This is a genomic window from Micromonospora sp. NPDC050695 (assembly GCF_040654415.1).
Lineage (GTDB): Bacteria > Actinomycetota > Actinomycetes > Mycobacteriales > Micromonosporaceae > Micromonospora.
Genome location: NZ_JBFAHZ010000004.1, coordinates 110,111 through 134,736, shown reverse-complemented (window position 1 = coordinate 134,736; position 24,626 = coordinate 110,111). Strand labels below are relative to the sequence as shown.

Below are 24,626 nucleotides of genomic sequence, written 5' to 3'. Positions count from 1 at the left end.
CCCGCCGGCGGCTCTCGTCCGTTGTGGTGCGGGCGCGTGCTTCGTAGGCTCGTCGACACGCTCCCGGGCATGGTGCTGTCGCGGGCACACCACGGAAAGGACGCCGGTGCTCTACTGGCTGCTGAAGTACGTTCTCCTCGGTCCGCTGCTCAAGCTGATCTTCCGCCCGCAGGTGGAGGGCCTGCACCACGTGCCGGCGACCGGCCCGGTGATCCTGGCCAGCAACCACCTCTCCTTCTCCGACTCGATCTTCACGCCGTTGATCATCCCGCGGCGGGTCACCTTCGTGGCCAAGGCCGAGTACTTCACCGGCAAGGGGATCAAGGGCTGGCTGACCAAGCTGTTCTTCGTCGGCACCGGCACCATCCCGGTGGACCGCTCCGGCGGCCGGGCCGCCCGTGCCGCGCTGGACACCCAGTTGCGGGTGTTGCGCGCCGGGGGAGTGGCCGGCATCTACCCGGAGGGCACCCGCTCCCCGGACGGGCGGCTCTACCGCGGCAAGACCGGGGTGGCCCGGCTCGCCCTGGAGAGCGGCGCGACGGTGGTGCCGGTGGCGATGCTCAACGCCGACGAGATCCAGCCGCCCGGCACGCTCATCCCCCGCATCGACCGGGTGCGGATCCGCGTCGGCGCCCCACTGGACCTCTCCCGCTACGCCGGGTCGGCCGGCGACCGGTTCGTCGAACGTGCGGTCACCGACGAGATCATGTACGAGTTGATGGAACTCTCCGGCCGCGAGTACGTCGACATCTACGCGCAGAAGCTCAAGGAGCCGGCCGCCGCCTGAGCCGGCTCAGCAGGCCACCGCCGGCCCGGCCGGGCTGATCGGCCGCCCCGCCAGACCCAGCAGGCCGGGAGCGTCGTTGCGCAGCGCGAAGGTGCGTACCTCGGCGCGTGGCGCCCGCGCGTCCACCGTGTCGCCGGCGCGGGTCAGCTCCGCCGCCGCGAGCGCCAGCGCCAGTACCCGGTCACTGACGTCGGGAATCCGCCCGTACGTCTCGGCGGCGGCCAGGTGCAGCTCGGCCGAGCGCCGGTGGTCGCCGTCGGCGGCGGCCAGGGCCGCCGTCACGGTCCGCAGCGCCGCCTCCGACCAGGGCGTGCGATGCCCGACCCGGCCCAGCATCGCCCGGACCCGCACCGCCGCGTCCCGGCCGGCCAGGGCTGCGGCGTACGCGGCCGCCGCGATCCACTCCCCGCTGGCCAGGGCCGGCACCGCCGACCAGGACCGGTCCAGTTCGTCGATCAGCTCCGCCGCCTCGTCGACGCGCCCCTGCAACGCCCGGCACAGCGCCGCCATGCCCAGCATCGCCCAGCGCAGCCGGTGGAACCCGCTGCGCCGCGCGGTGTCCAGAGCGTCGCCCAGGTCGTCCGGATCGTCGTCGTCGCGCAGCACCAGCAGGCAGCAGCGCAGCCCCCGCACCTGCATGTCCCAACTGCCGGTCGGCGTGTCCACGAACGCCTCCGCCGCGGTGAGCAGCCGGCCGAAGTCGCCCTCGAACCAGGCGCGCATCGCCTCGGCCGAGTAGCTGGTGGTCAACGTCTGGCCGCTGGCGGTACGCGCCGGCGCCGCCGAGAGCAGGGCGTCGGAGCGCAGCCAGTCACCCTCCTCCCGGATCGCCCAGGCGAGGTTCTGGGTGGCGCGGGGCAGCGCCAGCAGTTGGCCGGCGCGGCTGAACTCGACGATCGCGTGCAGCTCGTCCAGGCCGACCCGGTCCCCGGCCTGGTAGCGGGCGGTCGCGGCGGTGATCCGGGCGTTGGTGCGGGTCTCGGTCAGACCCAGCCGCTCGGCGATCTCCGCGGCGATCTCCGCCGCCGCCACGGACTGGTCCCGCTCGTAGTTGAGCATGTGCAGCCGACCCAGCTCCGCGTACGCGTCCGCCTTCTGCGGCGTGTCCGGCAGCGACTCGAACAGCTGCACGGCCCGGTCCAGGCAGGCCAGGGCGTCACCACGGTCGGCGCGCAGCCAGGCGGCCTGCCCGAGCAGCGTCCACGCCCGTGCCGCGCAGGCGTTGTCACCGTGTGCCATCAGCCGGTCGGCGAGCGCGTGCACCTGCTCCGGCCCGCCGCCGGAGAGGAACCCGTTGCCGTCGCGGTAGAACGAGATCTCGGTGCTCAGCAGCTCCAGTTGCAGCCGGCCCACCGGGTCGCTGTCGTCGGCCAGGCCGAGCGCCCGACCCGCGTGCGCGGCCGCCGCGTCCAACCCGTGCAGCGCGTACGCCCGGCGGGCCGCGCGGTGCAGCGCCTGCCGGGCCGGTGCGGCGTACCGGCGGACCTCCATGCCGAGGGAACGGGCGATCTCGTGGGCCGCCCAGCGGTGGTGGGCGAGCACCTCGGCCAGGTCGGTGTCGCGGCTGTGCGACAACGCGTCGAGCCAGTCCGCGGCCCGCTCGTGCCGGGCCACCCGCTCGGTACGCGGCAGCCGCTGGTAGCAGACGTCGCGCACCAGCACGTGCCGGAACCGGAACTCCGCCTGCCCGGCCATCGTCGAGGCCGCCTGCTCGTGCACGAAGTCACGCTGCTCCAGCCGGCGCAGCGAACGCTCCACCGACTCGACCTGCTGCCCCAGCGCGGCGGCCACCGCGCCGGGCCAGAACTGCACGCCGACCACCGAGGCGGCCAGCAGCACCGCCCGGTCTTTCGCGTCGAGCAGGTCCACCCGGTTGGCGATCACCGCGTGCACGCTCTCCGGCATGGTCAGTTCGAGGTGCTTGTCCAGTGACCAGCCCCGCCCGGACTGACGCAGCGCGCCCTGCTCGATCAGCATCCGGACGTACTCGTGGGCGTAGAGCGGGTTGCCGCCGGCCACCTCGATCAGCGGGCTCAACATGTCCGCGGAGAACGCGGCCTGGCCGAACATGTGCGCGTACAGCGCGGCGATCCCGGTGTCCCGCAGCGGCGGCAGGGTGATCGTCACCGAACCGGTGATGGTGCCGGCCCAGCTCGGGTCGCGGTCGACCAGTTCCGGTCGGGCGGTGCACAGCAGCAGCAGTGGCACGTCGCGGGCCGCCGCCCCGAGCAGCTCCACGAAGCGCAGCATCGCGTCGTCGGCCCAGTGCAGGTCCTCGAAGACCAGCACGGTGGGACGGTGAGCGGCCAGCGCCAGCAGGAACCGCCGCCACGCCGACTCGGCCTCCTCGGCCGGCAGCGGCGTGCCGGGCAACCCGACCAGCGGGCGCAGCGCGTCGACCACCCGGTCCCGTTCAGCCGGGCCGATCAGCTCACCGACGGCGGCGGCCAGCCGCTGCGCCGCGCTGGAGGCGGGGTCGGTGTCCAGGATGCCGGCCTCGGACTTCACGATGTCGGCGAGCGCCGCGAACGTGACGTTCTCTCCGAACGGCGGGCAGCGCCCGGTGCGCCAGGTCAGCGGCTCGTCGACCAGCCGGCCGGTGTGCTTGTACAGCTCGCGCAGCAGCCGGCTCTTGCCGATGCCGGCCCGACCGAAGATGGTCACCACCTGCGGCAGCCGATCGCGCAGTGACCGGTGCAGGGCGTTGACCAGCATGCCCAGCTCGTGTTCCCGGTCGACCAGCGGCGTGGTGTCCGGCTCCCGGTCGGTGGGCTGGCGCCGCAGTGGCGACAGCGCGAGCCACACCTCGGTCGGCGCGGACCGCCCCCGCAGGGTGACCGGCGGCTGCTCCTCGTAGCGGATCGCGTCCTTGGTCAGCGCGTGCGTGGTGCCGCACACCAGCACCCCGCCCGGCGGCGCGACCGACTGCATCCGGGAGGCGGTGTTCACCACGTCGCCCGCCACGATCGCCTGCCCGCCGTCGCGGGCCGCGGCCACGTCGACCAGCGCCTCGCCGGTGGCCACCCCCACCCGGAACCGCAGCTCGGTGCTGCCGGTCGGCGCGAACCGGGTGAGCACCCGTTGCAGCTCAAGCCCGGCCCGTACGCAGCGCAGCGCGTCCGTCTCGGTGGCCACGGGTGCGCCGAAGAGCGCCATCACCGCGTCGCCGATGTACTTCTCCACCACCCCGCCGTACTGGCCGACCACCCGGCGGGCCGCGGAGAAGAACCCGGTCTGCATGCCGCGGACCTGCTCCGGGTCGGCCCGCTCGACGTACGGCGTGAAGTCGATCAGGTCGATGAAGAGGACGCTCACCCGGCGGCGGTCCTCCTGCGGGGTGAGCGCGGCCGGCCGGTCCGCGCCCGGCCGGGGCGACCCGCACGAGGTGCAGAACGTGACGTCGGAGGCGAGCGGACGCAGGCAGTGCGGGCAGACGGCACCGAGCTCGGAGCCGCAGCCACCGCAGAAGCGGTCGCCGTCGGCGGCCGTCCGTCCACAGCGCCCACACTGCGCGGCGATGACACCCTCCACTGGCGAACCGGTCGACGCCCACGGCGTCGCCTGCAAGCGAGTATCGCCCCCGGTGTACCTGTCAGGTACCGGCCTGTTGGTTTGTGGACAGTCCATCCGGACAGAAGCGGACTACATTCAGTCAGCCACATGTCGATCAGCGACCAGAGGGGGACAGGTCAATGGTGTACGTCAAGTTGGAGAGCGACTGGACCGACGGCAACGGGGTCAGCCACTCCGCCGGCGAATCGGTGGACGTCGACGCCGCCACGCTCGCCACGCTTCAGGCCGAGGGGATCGTCAGCGAGCAGTCCCACGGCCCGAGCGGGGACGGCAAGGGCCCGGACAAGTGGGCCGGCCCGGGCAGCTCCGGGGTCTGAAGCAACAGCCGGTGACGCGTCGACGCGGCCGGGTCGCCACGGGCGGCTCGGCCGCGTCGTGCGCGTACCGGTGGGTCAGCGGTCGTTCATGCCGGCGCGGCGGCGCAGCGCGGCCACGTCGGTCACCACGATCCGGCGCCCCTCGGTGCGCAGCCAGCCACGACTGGCGAACGACCCGATCGCCTGGTTGACGCTCTGCCGGGAGCCGCCGGCCATCTCGGCGAGCTGACTCTGGTTGAGCTCGATCGTGATCATCGGGGCCTGGCTCTCGCCGGCCAACCGGACCAGCGTCTTGGCCACCCGGCCGGGCAGGTCGAGGAAGACGTGGTCGGCGTTCTGCTCGGTGAGCCGGCGGATCAGCCCGCCCAGCGAGCGCATCACCGCGTCCAGGATGCGGGGGTTGGAGTGCACCAGCTCCATGAACGCCCCACGGGAGAGCGCGAGCGCCGCGCAGTCCTCGATGGCCTCTGCCGAGGCGGATCGGGTGGACGCGTCGAGCAGGGAGACCTCACCGAGCACGTCGGGTGGACGGATGACCGACAGCACGGCCCGTTCGCCGGTGGGCGCGGTGCGAAAGACGGCCACCGCGCCTCGGCGCAGCACGATCAGCGACTCGCCGGGGTCGTTCTCGACGAAGAGCAGCTGGCCCTTGCGGTAGGTGCGCGGAACGGCGGCGGCGATGACGCGCTGCCGCACCTCAGGCTCCAGCCCGGCGAACATCTCGACACCCGTGAGCGCGTCACCCGGCTCCGGCAGGCGCATCTCCACGGTCCAACCCCTCCCCGGTCATGGACCACAAACTCGCTCACCGGGTGAACCTGATGGCCCTGACGAGGTGAACTGACACCGGTTCGGCGTCCGGTAGCGGTACACATCAGATCATGACGGTCCGGTCGCTTGCTGTACACCCCTCGAAGCACTTCCGTGACCGTCGCGAGCTGCGGCGTACCCCCTCGTCGGCGGCCCGGGCCGGGCCGTTGGCCGGCCCCGCCGGGCACCGCCGGGAGGCGGTGGACGAGGATTTCCGGAATGGTCTACCGCTACTTCTACGACTGCGAGTTCATCGAGGACGGCCGGCTCGTCGACCTCGTGTCGATCGGTGTCGTCGACGAGTACGGCCGCGAGTTCTACGCGGTCTCCACCGAGTTCGACGACTCCCGCGCCGTGCCCTGGGTGCGGCGCAACGTGCTGGACAAGCTGCCCTCGCCGGCCGACCGGGCCTGGCGCTCGCGGGAGCGCATCCGCGACGACCTCTACGACTTCCTCATGGAGCCGATCCGGGACCGGCCGGGGGAGCAGCTGGAGTTGTGGGCCTGGTTCGCCGCGTACGACCACGTGGTGCTCGCCCAGCTCTGGGGTGCGATGCCGGCGCTGCCGAGGGAGATCCCCCGGTTCACCAAGGAGCTGCGTCAGCTCTGGGACGACCGTGGCCGGCCGACGTTGCCGGACGCGGACGCGGCCCGCCATGACGCCCTGGTCGACGCCCGGCACAACCTGGCCCGCTGGCGGGCCATGACGTCGCGGTGAAAGCGGTCGTACGGCGGAGGTTTTGACCGGTTCTGTCCCGGGCATCGGTTCGACGAGCCGAGCCGAGGGAGAGTGCCATGAGCAACGAGCCGACCAGCGCCACCGAGGCCCGCGGCCGGGTCACCGAGCTGGCCCGGGCAGCGCGGATCTGCATGCTCACCACGATCGCCCTGGACGGGCGGCAGGTGAGCCGGCCGATGGGTCTGCAGGAGGCCGAGTTCGACGGCGACCTGTGGTTCTTCGCCTCCGCCGATTCGGCCAAGGTCCGTCAGATCCGGGTGAATCCGGAGGTCAACGTCGCCTTCTCCGACCAGCGGCACCACGCCTGGGTGTCGATCTCCGGCACGGCCACCGACGAGTTCGACCGGGCCCGTGCCGAGCGGCTGTGGAACCCGCTGCTCACCGCGTGGTTCCCGGACGGGCTGGACACCCCGGAGCTCACCTTGATCAAGGTGCACGCCAGCTCGGCCGAGTACTGGGACTCGCCGAACAGCACGGTGGTCAACCTGTTCGGCTACGCGAAGGCCGCGGTCACCGGCCGGCCACCGACGGCCGGCGAGAACCACGAGGTGACCTACTGACCGGGGTCCGCCACCCGGGGCGCGCTGTCGTCGCAACCTCAGGCCGACTACAGTGCGCAGTGACGGCCCGCCCCGGGCCGGCAACGGCGCCGATGGTCTGACCTGACACATATCCTGGGGCATATCGGGCTTTACCTGATGCTCCAGGAGGATGAGCGGATCATGCGTATCGGCGTGCTCACCGGCGGCGGCGACTGCCCGGGTCTCAATGCGGTCATCCGGGCGGTGGTCCGCAAGGGCGTCGCCACTTACGGTCACGAGTTCGTGGGCTTCCGGGACGGTTGGAAGGGCCCGCTGGAGGGTCTGTCCCGTCCCCTGGACATCGCCGACGTCCGCGGCATCCTGCCCCGTGGCGGCACCATCCTCGGCTCGTCCCGGACCAACCCGTTCAAGATCGAGAACGGCGTCGAGCGGATCAAGGACAACCTCGCCGCGCAGGGCGTGGACGCCCTGATCGCGATCGGCGGCGAGGACACCCTCGGCGTCGCCACCAAGCTCTACGAGCTGGGCGTGCACGTGGTCGGCGTGCCGAAGACCATCGACAACGACCTGGGCGCCACCGACTACACCTTCGGCTTCGACACCGCGGTCAACATCGCGATGGAGGCCATCGACCGTCTGCACACCACCGCGGAGAGCCACCACCGCACCCTGGTCGTCGAGGTGATGGGCCGGCACGCCGGCTGGATCGCCCTGCACGCCGGCCTGGCCGGTGGCGCCAACGTCATCCTGCTGCCGGAGCGGCAGTTCGACGTCGACCAGGTGGCCGGCTACGTCGAGAAGCGCTTCCAGCACCAGTACGCCCCGATCGTGGTCGTCGCCGAGGGCGCCCAGCCGCTGGACGGCCAGATGGTCCTCGCCAACCAGGAGCTCGACTCGTTCGGCCACGTCCGCCTCGGCGGCATCGGCCAGTGGCTGGCCGAGCAACTGGAGGCCAAGACCGGCAAGGAGGCCCGCACCGTGGTGCTGGGCCACATCCAGCGCGGTGGCACCCCGACCGCCTTCGACCGGGTGCTCGCCACCCGCCTGGGCCTGCAGGCCATCGACGCGGTCAACGACGGCGACTGGGGCAAGATGGTCGCGATGCAGAGCACCGACATCGTCCGGGTGCCCCTCGCCGAGGCCACCCGCGAGCTGAAGACCGTGCCGCTGGAGCGGTACGCCGAGGCCGAGGTCTTCTTCGGCAGCTGATCGACGGTCGACGGCGCGGCGGGCCTGCGGGTCCGCCGCGCCGCGACCCAATCCGAGGGGGTACGGCCCAGATGTCAGCCGGGGTGCACACGGTCGCGGTGATCGGCGCGGGCAAGATCGGTGAGCTGATGCTCTCCGGCCTGCTGCGCTCGGGATGGCCGGTGGACCGGCTGCTGGCCACCGCCCGCCGACCGGCGCGCGCCGAGGAGCTGACCGCCCGCTACGGCGTACGGGTGGTCGACAACCTGACCGCCGTGGACGAGGCCGCGGTGCTGGCGGTCTCGGTCAAACCGCAGGACGCCGCCGCGCTGCTCGACGAGATCGGCCCCAAGGTGCCGGCCGACAAGCTCGTCATCTCGCTCTGCGCCGGCCTGCCCACCAGCTTCTTCAACCGCCGGCTGCCCGACGGCACCCCGGTCGTCCGGGTCATGACCAACACCCCGGCGCTGGTCGACGAGGCGATGACCGCGATCTCCGCCGGCGCGTACGCCACCGGGGAGCACCTGGCCCTCGCCGAGGAGATGTTCAAGCCCCTCGGGCAGACGATCCGGGTGCCCGAGTCGCAGCAGGACGCGGTGACGGCGCTCTCCGGCTCCGGCCCGGCGTACTTCTACCTGCTGGTCGAGGCCATGATCGACGCGGGGATCCTGCTCGGGCTGCCCCGCCAGGTGGCGCACGAGCTGATCGTGCAGACCGCCATCGGCTCGGCCGTGATGCTGCGCGACTCCGGCGAGCACCCGGTCAAGCTGCGCGAGGCGGTCACCTCGCCGGCCGGCACCACCATCTCCGCGATCCGGGAGCTGGAGAAGCACGGCGTCCGGGCCGCGCTGCTCGCCGCGCTGGAGGCCGCCCGGGACCGCGCCCGCGAGCTGGCCGCCCAGGCCGACTGACCGATTTCGGGCGCATCGCGTCCCCGCGCGTGCCGCATACTGGCCCGGTGTTCACACTCGCCCAGGCCCGGCACCTGGTGGCCACCCTGCAACCGCGCGTCGCCGAGCTGGTCCGGGTCCGCGCCGACCTGGCCGAGCTGCGGGTCGACCTGGCCGACCACGGCGTCAGCGCCCTCGGCGGCCTGGCCGAGGTGAAGGGGCTGGAGGCCCGCCTGCACGCCGTCGTCGACGAGTTGCACCAGCACGACATCCAGGTCAAGGGCATCGCCCCGGTGCTGCTCGACTTCCCCGGTGAGCGGGCCGGCCGTCCTGTGCTGTGGTGCTGGCTGGAGGGCGACTCCGACGTGCGCTGGTACCACCGGGCCGAGTGCGGTTTCGCCGGCCGCCGGCCGATCTGACCCGGTCGGTCACCCCTCGGCGACTGCGAACACCACCACGTTGTCGACGTAGTGACCGCTGCGCCGGTCGAAGTCGCCCCCGCAGGTGACCAGGCGCAGCTCCGCGCCGGGCGTCGGCCCGTAGACCTCGGCCGTCGGGAAGCGGTCCTTGCGGGTCCGCAGCGACCCCGTCACCCGGAACGCCAACCGCTGCCCGCCGCGCCACACCTCCACCCGGTCACCGGGGCGCAGGTCACCGAGCCGGGCGAACACCGCCGGGCCGCGTCGCGAGTCCAGATGCCCGGCGAGCACGGCCGGGCCGGTGTCCCCGGGGGCCGGGCCGCCGCCGTACCAACCGGCCGTGCCGAAATCAGCCGGCGGGACCAGTGCGCCCGCCCGGTCCAGGCCCAGCACGGTGAGCGCCGAGTCGACGCCGATGCGCGGCACGCGTACCCGCGTGGGTGGACCCTGCGGCACGGGTGGACCCTGCGGCACGGGCGCGGCGGCCACCGACGGACAGCCGTCGGCGCAGCCGGGGTGCCAGCTCGCCGCCGGCGGCGGCCGGTCGGTGCCAGCCAGCCCGACGCCGGTGTCGGCGGCCAGGCAGACCGCCGCGCCGGCCGCGACCAGCGCGGCCAGCGGCACCCGGCGGTCACGGTGCCGCCGGATCGACAGGCCCGGCTTGGCGCTCACCAGGTGGTGCGCCGGCGCCGACGCAAGAGCAGCAGAGCCACCGCCACGGCCGCCGCGGCGAGGCCGCCGGCCACCAGGGGGTACGCGTCGATCCCGTTGCCCGCGGTGCCACCGGCGCCGGTGTGCACCCCGCCGGCCGGGACGACGGTGCCACCCTCGGCGTCGCGACGCAGCTCGGCGGTGAGCCCGCCCTGCTTCGCGTCCAGCACCAGCAGCGAGTAGACCGCGCCGCCGGTGAGCCGCACCTCGGCGTCGGTGCTCGGCCCGCCGGCACCCGTCAGCTTCAGCCGCCAACTGCCCGGCTCGACCTGCTGGTAGTCGGTCGTGGTGGCGAACTGCACCCCGCTGGCGATCGTCGGTCCGTTCGCGGCGGCCACGTCGAGCATCGGGGTCCGCACCGAAGCCTGCACGACACGCACCTTGGCGCGGCCGTCGGTGGGGGCGCTCAGGTCGTCGTTGAGCACCCGCAGGCCGAGGTCGGCGTGCCGGCCGACACCGGCCACCGTGTAGGCGTCGCCGCTGGTCACCGCCACCTCGGTGGTGAGCACCGGGGGATCGGTGGCGGGGGCGCCGGCCTCGCGCATCGCCACCGCGTACCGGCCGGGAGGCAACGACAGGTAGTCGGAGACCACGCCGTACCCGACCCCGGGGAACACCTGCGGCTTCGGGGCTCCCGGCGCGGCCAGGTAGACGTCCACCGCCGGGGTGTCGGGGGAGAGGTGGGCGAGCCGGACGTATCCGACGGTGTCCGCGCCGGCCGGTGCGGGCGCGGCGGTGGCGGCGAGGGCGGTGCTGAGCAGGAGCGCGCCGGCGCCGGCCAGCAGCCGGCGGGGCACGGTACGAAGCGTGTGCATGTCGCCTCCGGAGGCACGTTCGGTGAGCGGGCGGCAACTCAGGGATCAGAGTCCCGTGAACAGGACCCCAGCGCAAGTTGCCCGCCCGAAGTTTTTCTCGCGCCGCTGCCGGTAGGCCGCCGGTGCGCCGTCGGCGTGCCCGAAGATGCGTTCGAGGGTCCACCGGGCGCGCAGGCTCGCCTATTCTCGGGCGATGCGGGATCGCCGAGTTGCGCTGGCGTGGACGGCCTTCGTCGTCGTCGCGCTGGTGTCCTGTGTGCTCGTGCTGCGCCGGCCGGATCGCCTCTGCGACCTGCACATCTACTACGGCGCACTGTCTGATCTGCACGCCGGCCGGCCGTTGTACGGGTACGTGGCGGAGAACGGCGGCCCGTTCACCTATCCGCCGTTCGCCGCCCTCGTGCTGGGCCCGATCACCGCCGTCAGTGAGGGCGTGGTCCAGGGGATCTGGCTGGTGGCGACCTGTGCGGCGGTTGTCGCCGTCGCCGGGTCCGTCAGCGTGGCGCTGACCGTCCAACGCTCCCGGCGGCCCCTCGTCGTGGCGGTGGCGGCCACCGTGCTGATGCTTTCCGCGCCGGTGCAGAGCAACCTGCGCTTCGGCCAGGTCAGCATCTTCATCGTGCTGATGGCCCTGCTCGACGGGATGGGCGTCGTTTCACGCCGGCTGCGCGGGACGCTGGTCGGGGTGGCGGCGGCGATCAAGCTGACCCCGCTGCTGTTCGTCGTCTACTTACTCGCCGTCGGGCGCTACCGCGACGCCGGCCGGGCCGCCGCGACGTTCGTGGCCTGCGCCGGACTCGCCGCGATCGTGCTGCCGGGCGAGAGCTGGGCGTACTGGACCGAGACCGTCCGGCAGACCTCCCGGATCGGCAACCTGGCCTCGCTGGGCAACCAGTCCGTGCACGGGATGCTGCTGCGTGTCGGCGTCGACGAGTCGACGCTACCCCTGCTCTGGGCCGCTCTGGTGGCCCTGATCTGCGCGGCGGCGCTGCTGCGGGCCCGGCAGTTGACGCGGCAGGGCCGCCCCGGGCACGCCGGCGTGCTGGTCGGCTGCGCCACCGTGGCCGCGTCCCCGGTGTCCTGGACCCACCACCAGGTGTGGCCGGTGCTCGCCGCGATGCTGCTGATCGGCGCGTCCGGCGTCGCCCAGCGGGCCGCCGGCGCGGCGCTGCTCGCCGCCATGGTCGTCTCGTTGGGTGCGGTCCTCGGCCCGATCTCGACACGGCCGGGCGTGCAGTTCCTGTTCGAGAACGCCCGCGCCGTCGGCGTGTGCCTGCTGTGCCTGGTCGGCTTCGGCGGTGTCGCCGTCGCCGCCCGGCGCACGAGCAGGCGACCGGCCGCCGGGCGTGCCTGGCTGCGGGTGGGCGTCACGGCCACCGTGGCGGTCGCGTTCTTCGCCGTGCAGCCGCTGCCCGCCGGTGCCGACCCCACGTTCAAGGCGTACACCCTCGATGACGTGGTCAACCCGCGCTACTTCTTCGTCTGCCGGGGCGCGGCCGAGTGCGCCGCCTACGGCACCGACGCGCCGGTCACCTTCGGCACCCGCGCCGAGAAGACCAAGGTGCGGGTCAACGGCGTGGTCTCCCCGCGGGTGACCCGCCTGGAGTACTACTCGGCCCCGGGCGGGGCGCCCCGCGCCATTCCGCTGCTCGCCGCCTATCCGGGCACGCGGACGTTCTCGTTCCGCTCGGCGACGATGGCCGAGGGGCGGCTCGTGGCGTACGCCTCGGACGGCCAGCCGATCGCCAGCTACGACGACGAACTCGCCGCCGCCCTCCGTACGGCCACCCGGTAGGCGGTCGCCGGAGGGCGGCGGCGGTGCTCAGCGGGTCGCGGCGGCCACGGCGGCGCGCAGCTTCTCGGCGTCGCCCGGTGCCGGGTGCTCCCAGTCGGTCGGCGAGGCCGAGTAGAGCGTGCCGTACGCCGGGGTGTCCGGCTGGTAGCGCCACCCCTCGGCGAGCGGGCCGACGTCGACCGCGTCGTACCCGATGCGGTCCAGGAAGGCCGTCACCTCGGCCTTCGCGGCGTCGTCATCGCCGGCGATCGCCAGGGCGCTGCGGTCGGTGGCACCGGACGGCCGGGCCAGCGCGGCCAGGCCCTTGAAGTAGATGTTGTTGAAGACCTTGACCACCCGCGAGTCCGGCAGGTGCCGCTGGAGCAGCTCGCTGCTGGTGGTCTCGCCGGAGTCCAGTTCCGGGAAGACCCCGTCGCGCTGCGGGTAGTAGTTGTTGGTGTCGATGACGACCTTGCCGGCCAGTGGCTCCACGGGCACCGCGCGGTACGCCTTCAGCGGCACGCTGACCACCACCAGGTCGCCCACCCGCGCCGCGTCCTGCGCGGTGCCGGCGCTGGCGTGCTCGCCCAGGGATGCGACCAGGTCGGTGAGCGTTTCCGGGCCCCGCGAGTTGCTCAACACCACGTCGTAGCCGGCGTCCACGGCCAGCCGGGCCACGGTGCCGCCGATGTTGCCGCTGCCGATCAGTCCCACAGTTGTCATGTTCGGTCCCAACTCCGTCCACCCGCGACGCATTCCCGACCGACGCGGTGGGTTATTCCGGTTGCCGTGGTGCCGGCCGGCTGCGCAGACTGCCCGGCATGCGCTGTATCGTCGAGGATCTCGCGACCTTCGCCGCCACGGCGGGCACCTGGCTGCGCAGCGAGCCCGTCCTGCACAACGTACTGCTCACGCTCGTCGCCGACCGCCTCTCCGGGGACGTGCCACTCTCCGGTGACGAGTGGTTCGTGCGGGTGGTCGACGACGGCGCGACGGTGGGTGCGGCGGTGTGCACGCCGCCGCGCGGGCCGCTGCTCGGCGCGGTGCCGGTCGCGGCCGCGCGAACGCTCGCCGGGTACGTCGTCCGGGCGGCGCCGCCGTTGGCCGAGGTGCACGGCCCGGTCCCGGCCGTGGCGGAGTTCGCGCGGCGGTACGCCGAACGCGCCGGCCTGACCGCCGTACCCGGCACCGCGCAGCGGATCTTCCAGCTGAACGCGGTCCGGCCGCCGGTCGGCGTACCCGGTCATGCACGGGCGGCTGCCGCCACGGACCGCGACCCGCTGGTGGCCTGGGCGGCCGAATTCGCCGCGGAGACCACGCCGGGCGCACCCCAGGTGGACCTGTCCGGTCAGGTCGACGCCCGGCTGCCGCACGGGGACCGGATCTGGCTCTGGGAGGACGCCGGCGCTCCGGTCTCGATGGCCTGGCTGAGCCGTCCGGTGGCGGGCGTGGCCCGGGTCAGCGGCGTGTACACGCCGCCGCGGCAGCGCGGACGCGGTTTCGCCAGCGGCTGCGTGGCACACGCGAGCCGGCACGCCCTGCATGCCGGCGCGACGACCTGCGCCCTCTACACCGACCTGGCCAACCCCACCAGTAACCACATCTACCAGTCCCTGGGCTACCGCCCGGTCGCGCAGGTGGCCCAGTGGCGCTTCCCCTCCCGCCCTCCGACGCGGTGATCAAGAGGTTTGCGTCAGAAACGGGCCCCGGGTTGACGCGAACCTCTTGATCACCGGCACGTCAGGCGGGCAGGACCTTGTCGATGGCTGCCTGGAGGTCGGTGGAATCGGGCTCGACCGTGGGGGCGAAGCGGGCGGCTACCGCGCCGTCCGGGGCCACCAGGAACTTCTCGAAGTTCCACCGGACGTCCCCGGTGTGCCCGTCGGCGTCCGGGGTGTCCACCAGCGCGGCGTAGAGCGGGTGCCGGTGCGGGCCGTTGACGTCGACCTTCTCGGTCAGCGGGAAGGTCACGCCGTAGTTGACCTGGCAGAAGTCGCTGATCTCGGCGGCGCTGCCCGGCTCCTGCCCGGCGAACTGGTTGCACGGCACGCCGAGCACCACCAGGCCCCGGTCGGCGTAGGAGTCGGCGAGTGCCTGGAGGCCGGCGTATTGGGGGGTGAGGCCGCAGCGGGAGGCCACGTTGACGACCAGGAGCGCCTTGCCGCGGTAGCGGGCCAGGTCCGCCGGGCCGCCGTTGAGGGCGTCGATCGGGATGTCGAAGACGGTCATGGGCCGAGGCTACGCGCCGGGCGACGGGCCGCCGGGGAGGGGCGTGGCAGGTGCACTCCGCGCACCAGGAAAAATCGAAACATGCACATCTTGACGAACTGATGACGCCGTGAGTACCGTCTCACCATCTCTTTTGGAAAGTTTCCTAACAGTTCGGGAGACGCCTCATGAAAAGATCGCTCCGCCGGGCCCTCTGGGCCGGTGCCGTGGTCGCCGTGACCGTCGCAGCGGTGCCGATGACCACCGCATTCGGCGCCGGCACGGTCACCACCACGTTCACCAAGGCGCAGGACTGGGGGACCGGTCACGAGACGAGGGTGACCGTCACCAACGGCTCCAGCGGCACGGTCGCCACCTGGCGCATCGAGTTCGACCTGCCGTCGGGCACCACCATCAGCAGCGCCTGGGACGCCGACGTCACCAGCAGCGGCAACCACTACGTCGCGGTCAAGAAGAGCTGGGCCGGCGGCCTCGCCCCCGGTGCCTCGTTCAGCTGGGGATACAACGGCACCGGCGCCTACAAGGCACCGCTGAACTGCACCATCAACGGTGCCGCGTGCGGCGGCGGGACCACCCCGCCGACCACGACGCCACCGACCACCACCCCACCCACCACGACGCCGCCCACCACGCCACCCCCGACCACCAACCCGCCGAACCCGGGCGGCAAGAAGGTCGTCGGCTACTTCGCCGAGTGGGGCGTCTACGGGCGCAACTACCACGTCAAGAACATCCAGACCAGCGGCTCGGCCGCCAAGCTGACCCACATCCTGTACGCCTTCGGCAACACCACCGGTGGCCGCTGCGCCATCGGTGACAGCTACGCCGACTACGAGAAGGCGTACACCGCGGCGGACAGCGTGGACGGCGTCGCCGACACCTGGGACCAGCCGCTGCGCGGCAGCTTCAACCAACTGCGCAAGCTCAAGCAGCTGAACCCGCACCTCAAGGTGATCTGGTCGTTCGGCGGCTGGACCTGGTCCGGCGGCTTCACCCAGGCCGCGCAGAACCCGGCCGCGTTCGCCGAGAGCTGCTACAACCTCGTCGAGGACCCGCGCTGGGCCGACGTCTTCGACGGCATCGACGTCGACTGGGAGTATCCCAACGCCTGCGGCCTGACCTGTGACAGCAGCGGCCCGAACGCGTTCAAGAACGTGATCAGCGCACTGCGGTCGAGGTTCGGCTCCAGCGCCCTGGTCACCGCCGCCATCACCGCGGACGGCAGCAACGGCGGCAAGATCGACGCCACCGACTACGCCGGCGCCATCGGCAACCTCAACTGGCTGATGCCGATGACGTACGACTACTTCGGCGCGTTCGCCGCCCAGGGGCCGACGGCACCGCACTCGCCGCTCACCTCGTACACCGGCATCCCGCAGCAGGGCTTCAACTCCGACGCGGCGATCCAGAAGCTCAAGAGCAAGGGCATCCCCGCCAGCAAGCTGCTGCTCGGCATCGGCTTCTACGGCCGGGGCTGGACCGGTGTCACCCAGGCCGCACCGGGCGGCAGCGCCACCGGCGCGGCGCCGGGCACCTACGAGGCGGGCATCGAGGACTACAAGGTCCTCAAGAACACCTGCCCGGCCACCGGCACGGTCGCCGGCACCGCGTACGCCAAGTGCGGCAGCAACTGGTGGAGCTACGACACCCCGTCCACCATCAACGGCAAGATGACGTACGCGAACAACCAGGGCCTCGGTGGCGCGTTCTTCTGGGAGCTCTCCGGTGACACCAGCAACGGTGAGCTCATCGGCGCCATCAAGGGCGGTCTCGGCTGAGCCGAGGGCCGACGCACCACCCACACGGCGGGGAGGGGCCCGCACCGTCCCTCCCCGCCCGTGCCACACCGGCCCGGTCGACGTCCAGCGTCGGCCGGGCCGACGGCGCTGGGTCGGGCCTGCCTGATGTGGCAGACTCGCGGCTCGGCACGTCTCGATGGCACGGTCGACGGAGGTGGTCATGCGCCCGACCCACCGCAGGTTGGCGGCGACCGCCGCGGCGCTTGTGCTGCTGCCGGTCGCCCTGGTCGGCTGCGGCATCGGCGGCGGTGACGAGGAACCGGCGGCCAAGCCCGAGCAGGCCCCCGCCGAGGAGGCCGCCACCCGGTCCCGTGAGCGCGTGCAGGCGTACCTCGACGCGATGACCGCCAAGGACGTCGCCGCCGGCCGCAGCCAGCTCTGCGCGGTGCTGCAGGACGGGTTCGACCTGAGCGCCACCGGTCCCAACGGCGACTTCGCCGATCACTTCGAGGTGCCCGCGGCGACCATCACCGACGTTCAGGCGTACCCGCGCGGGCAGCAGGTCAGCGTCTCGGTCTCGGTCACCGCCGGCAAGCGCAAGGTCACCCGCCCGCTGGTCTTCACCGTCATCCGGGACGGGAGCGATTGGTGCATCGCCGGTGAGGCGCCGGGTGGCGCGCCCGCCGCGCCGGCGCCGACCGGTGTCTCTCCCTCTCCCGCGTCCTGACCGGCGACCGGCGGATTGATCTTCCACCTGCCGGAACCGTCCCCCTCGCCGCCCATGCCCCCCGACCGTCGCCGTACGCTTTCTGTCATGCGCCATGAGTGGCATCAGCTGAGCCATCCCGGTGTGGGCAGCCCGGGCCTGCAGACCAGCCGTCCGACCGTCGACTCCGCCGAGGACGCCGCCCTCGGCCTGGATCGATGGCGGGAGCTGCCCCGCGAGCAGGTCCCGCCGTGGTCGGACCAGGCCGCCGTCGCCGAGGTCTGCAAGGTGCTGGACACCGTGCCGTCGGTCGTCGCGCCCTACGAGGTGGACCAGCTGCGGCAGAAACTGGCCCTGGTCTGCGAGGGCAAGGCGTTCCTGCTGCAGGGCGGTGACTGCGCCGAGACGTTCGCCGACAACACCGAGAGTCACCTGCTGGCCAATGCCCGCACCCTGCTGCAGATGGCGATCGTCCTCACCTACGGCGCGTCGCTGCCGGTGGTCAAGGTCGCCCGGGTCGCCGGGCAGTACACCAAGCCCCGCTCGCTGCCCACCGACGCGCGGGGCCTGCCCGCCTACCGCGGCGACATGATCAACTCGCTGGAGGCCGACCCGACCGCCCGGGTCGCCGACCCGCAGCGCATGATCCGGGCGTACGCCAACTCGGCGGCGGCGATGAACATGCTCCGGGCGTACCTCGCCGGTGGGCTCGCCGACCTGCACGCGGTGCACGACTGGAACAAGGGGTTCGTGAAGAACTCCCCGGCGGGGGAGCGCTACGAGGCCATCGCCCGGGAGATCGACCGCGCGCTGGCGTTCATCCGGGCCTGCGGGATGACCGACGACGAGGCCCTGCGGACCGTCACCCTCTACTGCTCCCACGAAGCCCTCGCCCTGGAGTACGACCGGGCGCTCACCCGCGTCTCCGACCGCCGGGCGTACGGGCTCTCCGGGCACTTCCTGTGGATCGGCGAGCGCACCCGGCAGATCACCGGCGCGCACATCGACTTCATCTCCCGCATCGCCAACCCGATCGGCGTCAAGCTCGGCCCGACCACGTCCCCGGACGAGGCCATCGAGCTGTGCGAGAAGCTCAACCCGGACAACATCCCCGGCCGGCTCACGCTGATCAGCCGGATGGGCAACCATCGGGTACGCGACGCCCTGCCGCCGATCGTGGCCAAGGTCACCGCCGCCGGCGCCAAGGTGGTCTGGCAGTGCGACCCGATGCACGGCAACACCCACGAGTCGTCCAACGGCTACAAGACCCGGCACTTCGACCGGATCGTCGACGAGGTGCTCGGCTACTTCGAGGTGCACCGGGGCCTGGACACCCACCCCGGTGGGATCCACGTCGAGTTGACCGGCGAGGACGTCACCGAGTGCCTCGGCGGCGCCCAGGGCATCGAGGATCTCGACCTGCCCGACCGGTACGAGACCGCCTGCGACCCCCGACTCAACACCCAGCAGTCGCTGGAGCTGGCCTTCCTCGTGGCCGAGATGCTCCGTGGCTGAGCCTGCGAGCCCCGCGCCCGGCAGCCGAAAGGATGACAGTGGCTGATCTTGTGGACCTGCGGTCCGACACCGTGACCCGACCCACCGCCGGGATGCGGGAGGCGATGGCCACCGCCGACGTCGGCGACGACGTCTACGGCGAGGACCCGACCGTCAACGCGTTGGAGGCCGAGGTCGCCGCGCTGTTCGGGCACGAGGCGGCGTTGTTCGCGCCGAGCGGGTCGATGGCCAACCAGATCGCCCTGCAACTGCTGGTGTCGCCCGGCGACGAGCTGCTCTGCGACGCCGACGCGCACGTGGTCACGTACGAGATCGGCGCCGCCTCGGCGTACGGCGGAATCTCCTCGCGGACCTGGCCGGCGGTCGGCGCGGACATCGACCCGGAGGTGGTCGCCCGGATGATCCGTCCGGACGGCTACTTCGCCGTCCCGACCCGCGCGATCGCCGTCGAGCAGACCCACAACCGTGGCGGCGGTGGGGTGATCCCGCTGGCCACGCTGCGCGATCTGCGGGGCGTCGCCGACGAGGCGGGGGTCGCGCTGCACTGCGACGGCGCCCGGATCTGGCACGCGCACGTCGCCGACGGGGTGCCCCTGATCGAGTACGGCCAGCTCTTCGACACGCTGTCGGTCTGCCTCTCCAAGGGGCTCGGCGCGCCGGTCGGTTCGCTGGTGGTGGGCAGCACGGACAAGATCGCCCGGGCTCGGATGATCCGCAAGCGGATGGGTGGCGGCATGCGCCAGGCCGGCATCCTGGCCGCCGCCGGCCGGTACGCGCTCGCGCACCACGTCGACCGGCTGGCCGACGACCACGCCAGGGCCGCCCGGCTCGCCGAGGTGGTGGCGCCGTTCGGGGTGCTCGCCACCACGGTCCGTACCAATCTCGTCGCGCTGGACCTGACGAAGCACGCACTGGACGCGCGTGCCCTGGCCGCCGCCGCCCGGGCCGAGGGCGTCCTCATCTCGGTGCTCGGCCCCCGCACCGCCCGCCTGGTCACCCACCTGGGCGTCACCGACGCCGACATCGACCGCGCGGCGGAAGCCCTGCCGCGCATCCTGTCCGCCTGATCCAGCTCCTGGTGATCAAGAGGTTTGCGTCAGATTCCGGCCCCCGGATGACGCAAACCTCTTGATCAACCCTGCGGTGGCGGGCGGAGGCGGGTGAGGGTTTCGATGTCGGCGGCGTGGCCCTCGTGCTTCTCGCCGCTCGGGGTTTCCACCACGATCGGGACGCCGTCGGTGGCCGGGTGGGCCATCAGCTCGGCGAAGGCGGGCTCGCCGATGGTGCCCTTGCCGATGGTCTCGTGCCGGTCCCGGGTGGAGCCGCACAGATCCTTGGAGTCGTTGGCGTGCACCAGCCGCAGCCGGTCCGCACCCACCGTGGCCACCAGCGTGTCCAGCGTCGCCGTCATGCCACCCTCGGCGGCCAGGTCGTGCCCGGCGGCCCAGGCGTGGCAGGTGTCGAAGCAGACCCCGAGCATGGGGTGCCGGTCCACCGCGTCCAGGTAGGGTCCGAGCTGCTCCACCCGGGAGGCCAGCGACCGCCCGCCGCCCGCGCTCGGCTCCACCAGCAGCATCGGGCCGCCGGCCTCGGCGGCCCAGTCGAGCAGCGGCAGCAACTCCCGGCGGACCTGGCGCATCGCCTCCTCGGCGTGCCCCTCATCCACCGAACTGCCGGCGTGGAAGACCACCGCCCGAGCGCCGATCGCCACACCGCGGCGCAGCGCGTGCGCCAGGGTCTGCGCCGACTTCTCGACCGTGGCCGGGGTGGGTGAGCCCAGGTTGACCAGCAGCGAGGCGTGGATGAACGTCGGGATGCCCCGCTCGGCGAAACCATCGCGGAACAGCACGTCCTGCGCCGGATCACCGGCGGGCAGCGCCCAGCCGCGCGAGTTGGAGACGTAGACCTGCACCACCTGGGCGCCGGTCGCGTCGGCGTACGGCAGGGCGGCCCGGGCCAGCCCACCGGAGGTCGGCGTGTGCGCGCCCACCGGGCGCGAGGAGACCGTCGCCATCAGAAGCACGTGATGACGACCGGGGTGCCCGGCGGCACCTGCGAATTCTCACCTGGGGCCTGGATCCGGACCACGGCGTTCGGGTTGACCGCGATCGTCACCGGATAGCCCTGGCTCTCCAGCACCTGCTTGGCCTGCAGACACGGCAGGTCGATCACCCGGGGCACGATCGCCAGCGGTGGGCCCTTGCTGACGTCCAGCTTGACCTCGGTGCCCTTCTCCACGCCGGCGCCGTCGGCCGGGCTCTGACCCAGGATCTCGTCCTTGGGTTTGTCCGAGTCCTTGTACGTCTCCACCGGCTTCAGGTTGAGCTGGGCGAGGAGGGTGCGGGCCTCGGTCAGGCTCTTGCCGACCAGGTTCGGCACCGACACCGGCGCCCTGCCCCGGCTCAGGATGAGCGTGATCTTCGCGCCCGGTTTGACCTCGGTGCCCACCTTGGGGGAGCTGTCCAGGACGACTCCGGCCGGCAGGGTGTCGTCGTAGCGGGAGGCGCCCTTGGCCACCACCAACTTCACGTTGACGAGGTCGGCCTCGGCCAGCTCGTACTCCTTGCCGATGACGTCCGGCACCGGGAAGCGCTCCGGGCCCAGCGAGAGGGTCAGGGTGATCGTGCCACCCTTGACGATCTTGGCGGACGACGCGGGGCTCTGCCCCAGCACGCTGTCCTTCGGGACCTTCTCGTCGAAGCGCGGCTCGCCGTACGCCAGGGTGAGCCCGGCGCGGTCGGCCTGCGCCTGCGCGTCGGCCTTGCTCAGGCTGACCAACTGCGGCGCGGACGTGTACCGGCCGACGCCGAACCACCAGCCGCCCAGCGCGGCCACCAGGCCCAGCGTCACCACCACGGCCGCGACCGCCAGGCGGCCCCGCGGGTTGCCCATCACGGTGGCGCGCAGCTCGGCCAGCCGGGACCAGACACCCTCCTCCGGCTCCGGTGCGGCCCGCCGCCGCCCCGGCCCCGCGGCACCGCCCTCCGGCAGCCGAGCCCAGGACGGACGTTCGGCCGGGCGGACCGTGGCGACCATCATGGTCGGCTGGGAGACCGGCGGCTCGTCGGTCACCCGGCGCAGCACGGCGGTACGGCTGTTGGCGTCACCCAGGTTGTCCCGGGCGACCTGCACGTCGGCCAGCAGCGCGCCGGCGTCGGCGGGCCGGGCGCCCGGGTCACGCCGGGTGGCCCGCCGCACCAGGTCGTCGAGGACCGACGGCAGGCCCGGCACCAGCGTCGAGGGCGCCGGCACGTCACGGTCGACGTGCTGCCAGGCGACGTCCACCGGGCGGTCACCGTCGTAGGGCACCCGACCGGTGAGCATCTCGAACAGCACGATGCCGGCCGAGTAGACGTCGGTGCGCGGGTCGGCCCGACCCTCGGTGACCAGCTCCGGGGCGACGTACGCCACGGTGGCCATCAGCTGGTTGCCCTGCTCCTCGTCGGCGCTCGCCTCGACCGCCCGGGCCAACCCGAAGTCGGCCACCTTGACGACGCTGTCGACCAGGTTGGCGACGCCGCCGGTGGGCGCCTCGGCGACCAGCACGTTCTCCGGCTTGACGTCGCGGTGCACCAGGCCGGCCCGGTGCGCGGCGGCGATCGCGGCGAGCATCTGCTCGGCGATGGCCAACGCCTCGTCCGGGTTGAGCCGGCGCCGCTCGGCCAGCACGTCACGAAGCGTGCGGCCGCGGACGTACTCCATCACCAGGTACGGCAGGCCGGCGTGAGTGCCCTGGTCGTAGACCGCCACCACGTTCGGGTGGGTCAACCGGGCGATGGTCTTCGCCTCGTCGGTGAACCGGGCCACGAAGTTGGCGATCCGGGCCCGCGCCTCGGGCGCCTGGGTCGGGTGAATGATCTTGACTGCGACGGTGCGCTCAAGGCGTTCGTCGGTGGCGGTGTACACGGTCGCCATGCCGCCACGGGCCACGCGACCGCGAATGCGGTAGCGCCCGTCGATTAGCGAGCCCAGCAACGTGTCGGCGACCTGTGTGTCCATCGGCAGGGAGTCTATGTGTCCAGGGGGTGAAGGTTGAACAGGATGCTACAGCCGGAGGTCGACCTGGTCCGTCCCGCCGCGTACGCCACCCCCTCATCGGCTGGTCAGGGGCCGTTTGGAAGAGACGGTGAAACGGTCGTCCGGGGTGCCGGTGGCTCGACGCGACGGCGGCGTGGCAGGGTGTTCGGGTGACCGAACCCGTACCCGAGGGGGCCGTGCCCGGCCCCGAGCTCGCCGGACCCGCCGACCCGGCCGGCTGGCTCACCCTGCCCGACGTCGCCGAGCGCCTCGACGTGTCGATCAGCAAGGTGCACCAGATGATCCGCGACCGGGAGCTGCTGGCGGTCCGCCGCGACGGCGTCCGCCGTATTCCGGCGGACCTGGTGGCCAACGAGACCGTACTCAAGCACCTGCCCGGCGTGCTCAACCTGCTCTCCGACAACGGCTACGACGACGAGGCGGCGTTGCGCTGGCTCTACGAGCCCGACAACACGCTCCCCGGCAACACGGCCGCCGCCGCCCTGTCGGGCGACCAGGCCCGAGAGGTCAAGCGCCGAGCCCAAGCCCAGGCCTTCTAACCCCGCGCGCCCTCCCGCGCGCTCCCGCCCCCGGCTCTTTCCGCGCCCTCGCGCGCTCCCGCCCTTCTGCGTCGATCATGAGGTTGGCGGCGCGACACGCCGAGGCGAACGCCGCTAACCCCATGATCAACCGCCGGAGGCCGCCGGAGGGCTTGGGGGCGGGGAGGGGCGCGGGAGGGGCGCGGGGTTGGCTGGTGTCCGCGGTCAGTCGGCTCGGCGGGTGGCCGCTATGGCCAGGTCCACCAGGGCCTGGCGGGCCTCGGTGTCCAGGTCGACAGCCGTGAGGGCCGCCAGCGCGGTGTCGGTGAGCGTGACGATCCGCTGCTCGGTACGGGCCAGGGCGCCGCTCGCGGAGATCAGCTCGCGCAGCCGGCCCACCCCCCGCTCGTCCAGCTCGGGGTCGCCGAGATGGCTGAGCAGCAGCTCCCGGCCGGCGTCGTCGAGGGCCTCCACGGCCGCCGCCACCAGGTAGGTGCGCTTGCCCTCGCGCAGGTCGTCACCGGCCGGTTTGCCGGTCAGCGCCGGGTCGCCGAAGACACCCAGCACGTCGTCGCGGAGCTGGAACGCCTCGCCCAGCGGCAGCCCGTACGCCGAGTAGACCGTCCGCACCTCCGGCGTCGCGTCGGCCAGCGCGGCACCGAACAGCAGCGGGCGCTCGACCGTGTACTTCGCCGACTTGTACCGGGCGACCTTGCTGGCCCGCTCCACCGAGGTGTCCCCGGTGACCTGGGTCAACACGTCGAGGTACTGCCCGACGGTGACCTCTGTGCGCATCTCGTCGAAGACCGGCCGGGCCCGGGCCACCGCCCGCAGGTCCAGGCCGGCGGAGTGCAGCAGCTCGTCGGACCAGACCAGGCACAGGTCGCCGAGCAGGATCGCGGCGGCGTCGCCGAACCCGTCCGGGTCACCGCCCCAGCCGGCCGCCCGGTGCCGGGCGGCGAACCGCCGGTGCACCGCCGGCTCGCCGCGCCGGGTGTCGGAGCGGTCCATCAGGTCGTCATGGATCAGGGCGCTGGCCTGGACGAACTCCAGCGCCGCCAGGGCGGTGAGCACCTGGTCGCCGTCCACCCCGCCGGCGCCCCGGAAACCCCAGTACGCGAAGGCCGGACGCAGTCGCTTGCCACCGCCGAGCACGAACGCCTCGATCGCCTCCGCCACCGGGACCAGGGCGTCGTCCACACGGGTCAACCGGGCCCGCTGGCCGGCCAGGAACTCGGTGAGGGCCTTGTCGACCCGCTGCCGCAGGCCGGCACGGTCGACGGGAGAGACGGGAGCAGCGTGGGTCACGCCACGACG

General features: G+C 72.8%; 23 protein-coding genes. 14 read left to right on the top strand and 9 right to left on the bottom strand.

All coding sequences use genetic code 11. The annotated features are described in order from the left end of the window. Positions 1-106 precede the first annotated feature (106 nt). Positions 107-787 carry a lysophospholipid acyltransferase family protein gene (locus AB0H52_RS04580; protein WP_151491558.1) on the top strand — a complete coding sequence of 227 codons (681 nt, stop codon included), beginning with the start codon at positions 107-109 and terminating at the stop codon, positions 785-787. Positions 788-793: 6 nt separating this feature from the next. Here the strand turns inward: AB0H52_RS04580 and AB0H52_RS04575 are convergent, their stop codons facing one another. Further along, the gene (locus AB0H52_RS04575) at positions 794-4,318 is read right to left on the bottom strand and encodes an adenylate/guanylate cyclase domain-containing protein (protein ID WP_357945235.1); all 3,525 of its coding nucleotides are present in this window, start codon (positions 4,316-4,318) and stop codon (positions 794-796) included. 161 nt (positions 4,319-4,479) lie between these two features. Here AB0H52_RS04575 and AB0H52_RS04570 point away from each other — a divergent pair, with 161 nt between their 5' ends. After that, on the top strand, positions 4,480-4,677 hold the full coding sequence (locus AB0H52_RS04570) for a hypothetical protein (RefSeq protein WP_151491560.1): 198 nt from the start codon (positions 4,480-4,482) through the stop codon (positions 4,675-4,677). Between the two features lie 75 nt (positions 4,678-4,752). On the opposite strand, the gene AB0H52_RS04565 is transcribed toward AB0H52_RS04570, so the two are convergent. Continuing rightward, on the bottom strand, positions 4,753-5,445 hold the full coding sequence (locus AB0H52_RS04565; RefSeq protein WP_007463121.1) for a Crp/Fnr family transcriptional regulator: 693 nt from the start codon (positions 5,443-5,445) through the stop codon (positions 4,753-4,755). Positions 5,446-5,706: 261 nt separating this feature from the next. Between AB0H52_RS04565 and AB0H52_RS04560 the strand changes: the two genes are divergently transcribed. The 5 genes from AB0H52_RS04560 to AB0H52_RS04540 all read left to right on the top strand — a co-directional run bounded on the left by AB0H52_RS04560 (position 5,707) and on the right by AB0H52_RS04540 (position 9,264). Further along, positions 5,707-6,204, top strand: coding sequence for a polyadenylate-specific 3'-exoribonuclease AS (locus tag AB0H52_RS04560; protein WP_151491561.1), 498 nt, complete (start codon positions 5,707-5,709; stop codon positions 6,202-6,204). A 77-nt stretch (positions 6,205-6,281) separates the two neighbouring features. Continuing rightward, positions 6,282-6,785 (top strand): pyridoxamine 5'-phosphate oxidase family protein, encoded by a 504-nt coding sequence (locus AB0H52_RS04555; protein WP_151491562.1) that lies wholly within the window; start codon positions 6,282-6,284, stop codon positions 6,783-6,785. A gap of 162 nt (positions 6,786-6,947) precedes the next feature. Next, positions 6,948-7,976, top strand: a complete 1,029-nt coding sequence (locus AB0H52_RS04550; RefSeq protein WP_091408060.1) for a 6-phosphofructokinase — start codon at positions 6,948-6,950, stop codon at positions 7,974-7,976. Between the two features lie 71 nt (positions 7,977-8,047). After that, entirely contained in the window at positions 8,048-8,866 is an 819-nt protein-coding gene (proC, locus tag AB0H52_RS04545; RefSeq protein WP_151491563.1) for a pyrroline-5-carboxylate reductase, read from the top strand. 47 nt (positions 8,867-8,913) lie between these two features. Then, entirely contained in the window at positions 8,914-9,264 is a 351-nt protein-coding gene (locus tag AB0H52_RS04540) for a DUF2203 domain-containing protein (RefSeq protein ID WP_151491564.1), read from the top strand. A 9-nt stretch (positions 9,265-9,273) separates the two neighbouring features. Here AB0H52_RS04540 and AB0H52_RS04535 read toward each other — a convergent pair whose 3' ends face one another. Continuing rightward, entirely contained in the window at positions 9,274-9,936 is a 663-nt protein-coding gene (locus tag AB0H52_RS04535) for a class F sortase (RefSeq protein ID WP_357945230.1), read from the bottom strand. Beyond that, a complete protein-coding gene (locus AB0H52_RS04530; RefSeq protein ID WP_278121791.1) occupies positions 9,933-10,790 on the bottom strand; it encodes a DUF4397 domain-containing protein in 858 nt (285 codons plus the stop codon). The genes AB0H52_RS04535 and AB0H52_RS04530 overlap by 4 nt, the downstream gene beginning before the upstream one ends. 193 nt (positions 10,791-10,983) lie before the next feature. Here AB0H52_RS04530 and AB0H52_RS04525 point away from each other — a divergent pair, with 193 nt between their 5' ends. Beyond that, positions 10,984-12,585: a glycosyltransferase 87 family protein gene (locus tag AB0H52_RS04525; RefSeq protein WP_357945227.1), complete on the top strand. Its 1,602-nt coding sequence runs from the start codon at positions 10,984-10,986 to the stop codon at positions 12,583-12,585. Between the two features lie 27 nt (positions 12,586-12,612). Here the strand turns inward: AB0H52_RS04525 and AB0H52_RS04520 are convergent, their stop codons facing one another. Further along, positions 12,613-13,287 (bottom strand): NADPH-dependent F420 reductase, encoded by a 675-nt coding sequence (locus tag AB0H52_RS04520; protein WP_151491566.1) that lies wholly within the window; start codon positions 13,285-13,287, stop codon positions 12,613-12,615. A 98-nt stretch (positions 13,288-13,385) separates the two neighbouring features. Here AB0H52_RS04520 and AB0H52_RS04515 point away from each other — a divergent pair, with 98 nt between their 5' ends. Next, positions 13,386-14,243 carry a GNAT family N-acetyltransferase gene (locus AB0H52_RS04515; protein WP_357945224.1) on the top strand — a complete coding sequence of 286 codons (858 nt, stop codon included), beginning with the start codon at positions 13,386-13,388 and terminating at the stop codon, positions 14,241-14,243. A gap of 61 nt (positions 14,244-14,304) precedes the next feature. On the opposite strand, the gene AB0H52_RS04510 is transcribed toward AB0H52_RS04515, so the two are convergent. Next, positions 14,305-14,793: a glutathione peroxidase gene (locus AB0H52_RS04510; RefSeq protein WP_151491568.1), complete on the bottom strand. Its 489-nt coding sequence runs from the start codon at positions 14,791-14,793 to the stop codon at positions 14,305-14,307. Positions 14,794-14,960: 167 nt separating this feature from the next. On the opposite strand from AB0H52_RS04510, the gene AB0H52_RS04505 reads away from it, so the two are divergent. From AB0H52_RS04505 to AB0H52_RS04490, 4 genes are all read left to right on the top strand, one after another. Beyond that, positions 14,961-16,571 (top strand): glycosyl hydrolase family 18 protein, encoded by a 1,611-nt coding sequence (locus AB0H52_RS04505; RefSeq protein ID WP_357945221.1) that lies wholly within the window; start codon positions 14,961-14,963, stop codon positions 16,569-16,571. Positions 16,572-16,752: 181 nt separating this feature from the next. After that, entirely contained in the window at positions 16,753-17,259 is a 507-nt protein-coding gene (locus AB0H52_RS04500; RefSeq protein WP_151492903.1) for a nuclear transport factor 2 family protein, read from the top strand. 87 nt (positions 17,260-17,346) lie between these two features. Further along, the gene (locus tag AB0H52_RS04495; RefSeq protein ID WP_151492904.1) at positions 17,347-18,753 is read left to right on the top strand and encodes a class II 3-deoxy-7-phosphoheptulonate synthase; all 1,407 of its coding nucleotides are present in this window, start codon (positions 17,347-17,349) and stop codon (positions 18,751-18,753) included. Positions 18,754-18,791: 38 nt separating this feature from the next. Then, entirely contained in the window at positions 18,792-19,820 is a 1,029-nt protein-coding gene (locus tag AB0H52_RS04490; RefSeq protein WP_151492905.1) for a GntG family PLP-dependent aldolase, read from the top strand. A gap of 65 nt (positions 19,821-19,885) precedes the next feature. Here AB0H52_RS04490 and AB0H52_RS04485 read toward each other — a convergent pair whose 3' ends face one another. Both AB0H52_RS04485 and pknB read right to left on the bottom strand, forming a co-directional pair. Beyond that, on the bottom strand, positions 19,886-20,767 hold the full coding sequence (locus AB0H52_RS04485) for a deoxyribonuclease IV (protein ID WP_357945216.1): 882 nt from the start codon (positions 20,765-20,767) through the stop codon (positions 19,886-19,888). Further along, a complete protein-coding gene (gene pknB / locus AB0H52_RS04480) occupies positions 20,767-22,752 on the bottom strand; it encodes a Stk1 family PASTA domain-containing Ser/Thr kinase (protein ID WP_151492907.1) in 1,986 nt (661 codons plus the stop codon). Before pknB ends, AB0H52_RS04485 begins: the two co-directional genes overlap by 1 nt. Before the next feature lie 188 nt (positions 22,753-22,940). Here pknB and AB0H52_RS04475 point away from each other — a divergent pair, with 188 nt between their 5' ends. After that, positions 22,941-23,330 (top strand): Rv2175c family DNA-binding protein, encoded by a 390-nt coding sequence (locus AB0H52_RS04475; protein WP_151492908.1) that lies wholly within the window; start codon positions 22,941-22,943, stop codon positions 23,328-23,330. A 204-nt stretch (positions 23,331-23,534) separates the two neighbouring features. Here AB0H52_RS04475 and AB0H52_RS04470 read toward each other — a convergent pair whose 3' ends face one another. Further along, on the bottom strand, positions 23,535-24,617 hold the full coding sequence (locus AB0H52_RS04470; RefSeq protein ID WP_151493370.1) for a polyprenyl synthetase family protein: 1,083 nt from the start codon (positions 24,615-24,617) through the stop codon (positions 23,535-23,537). Between the last annotated feature and the right edge of the window lie 9 nt (positions 24,618-24,626).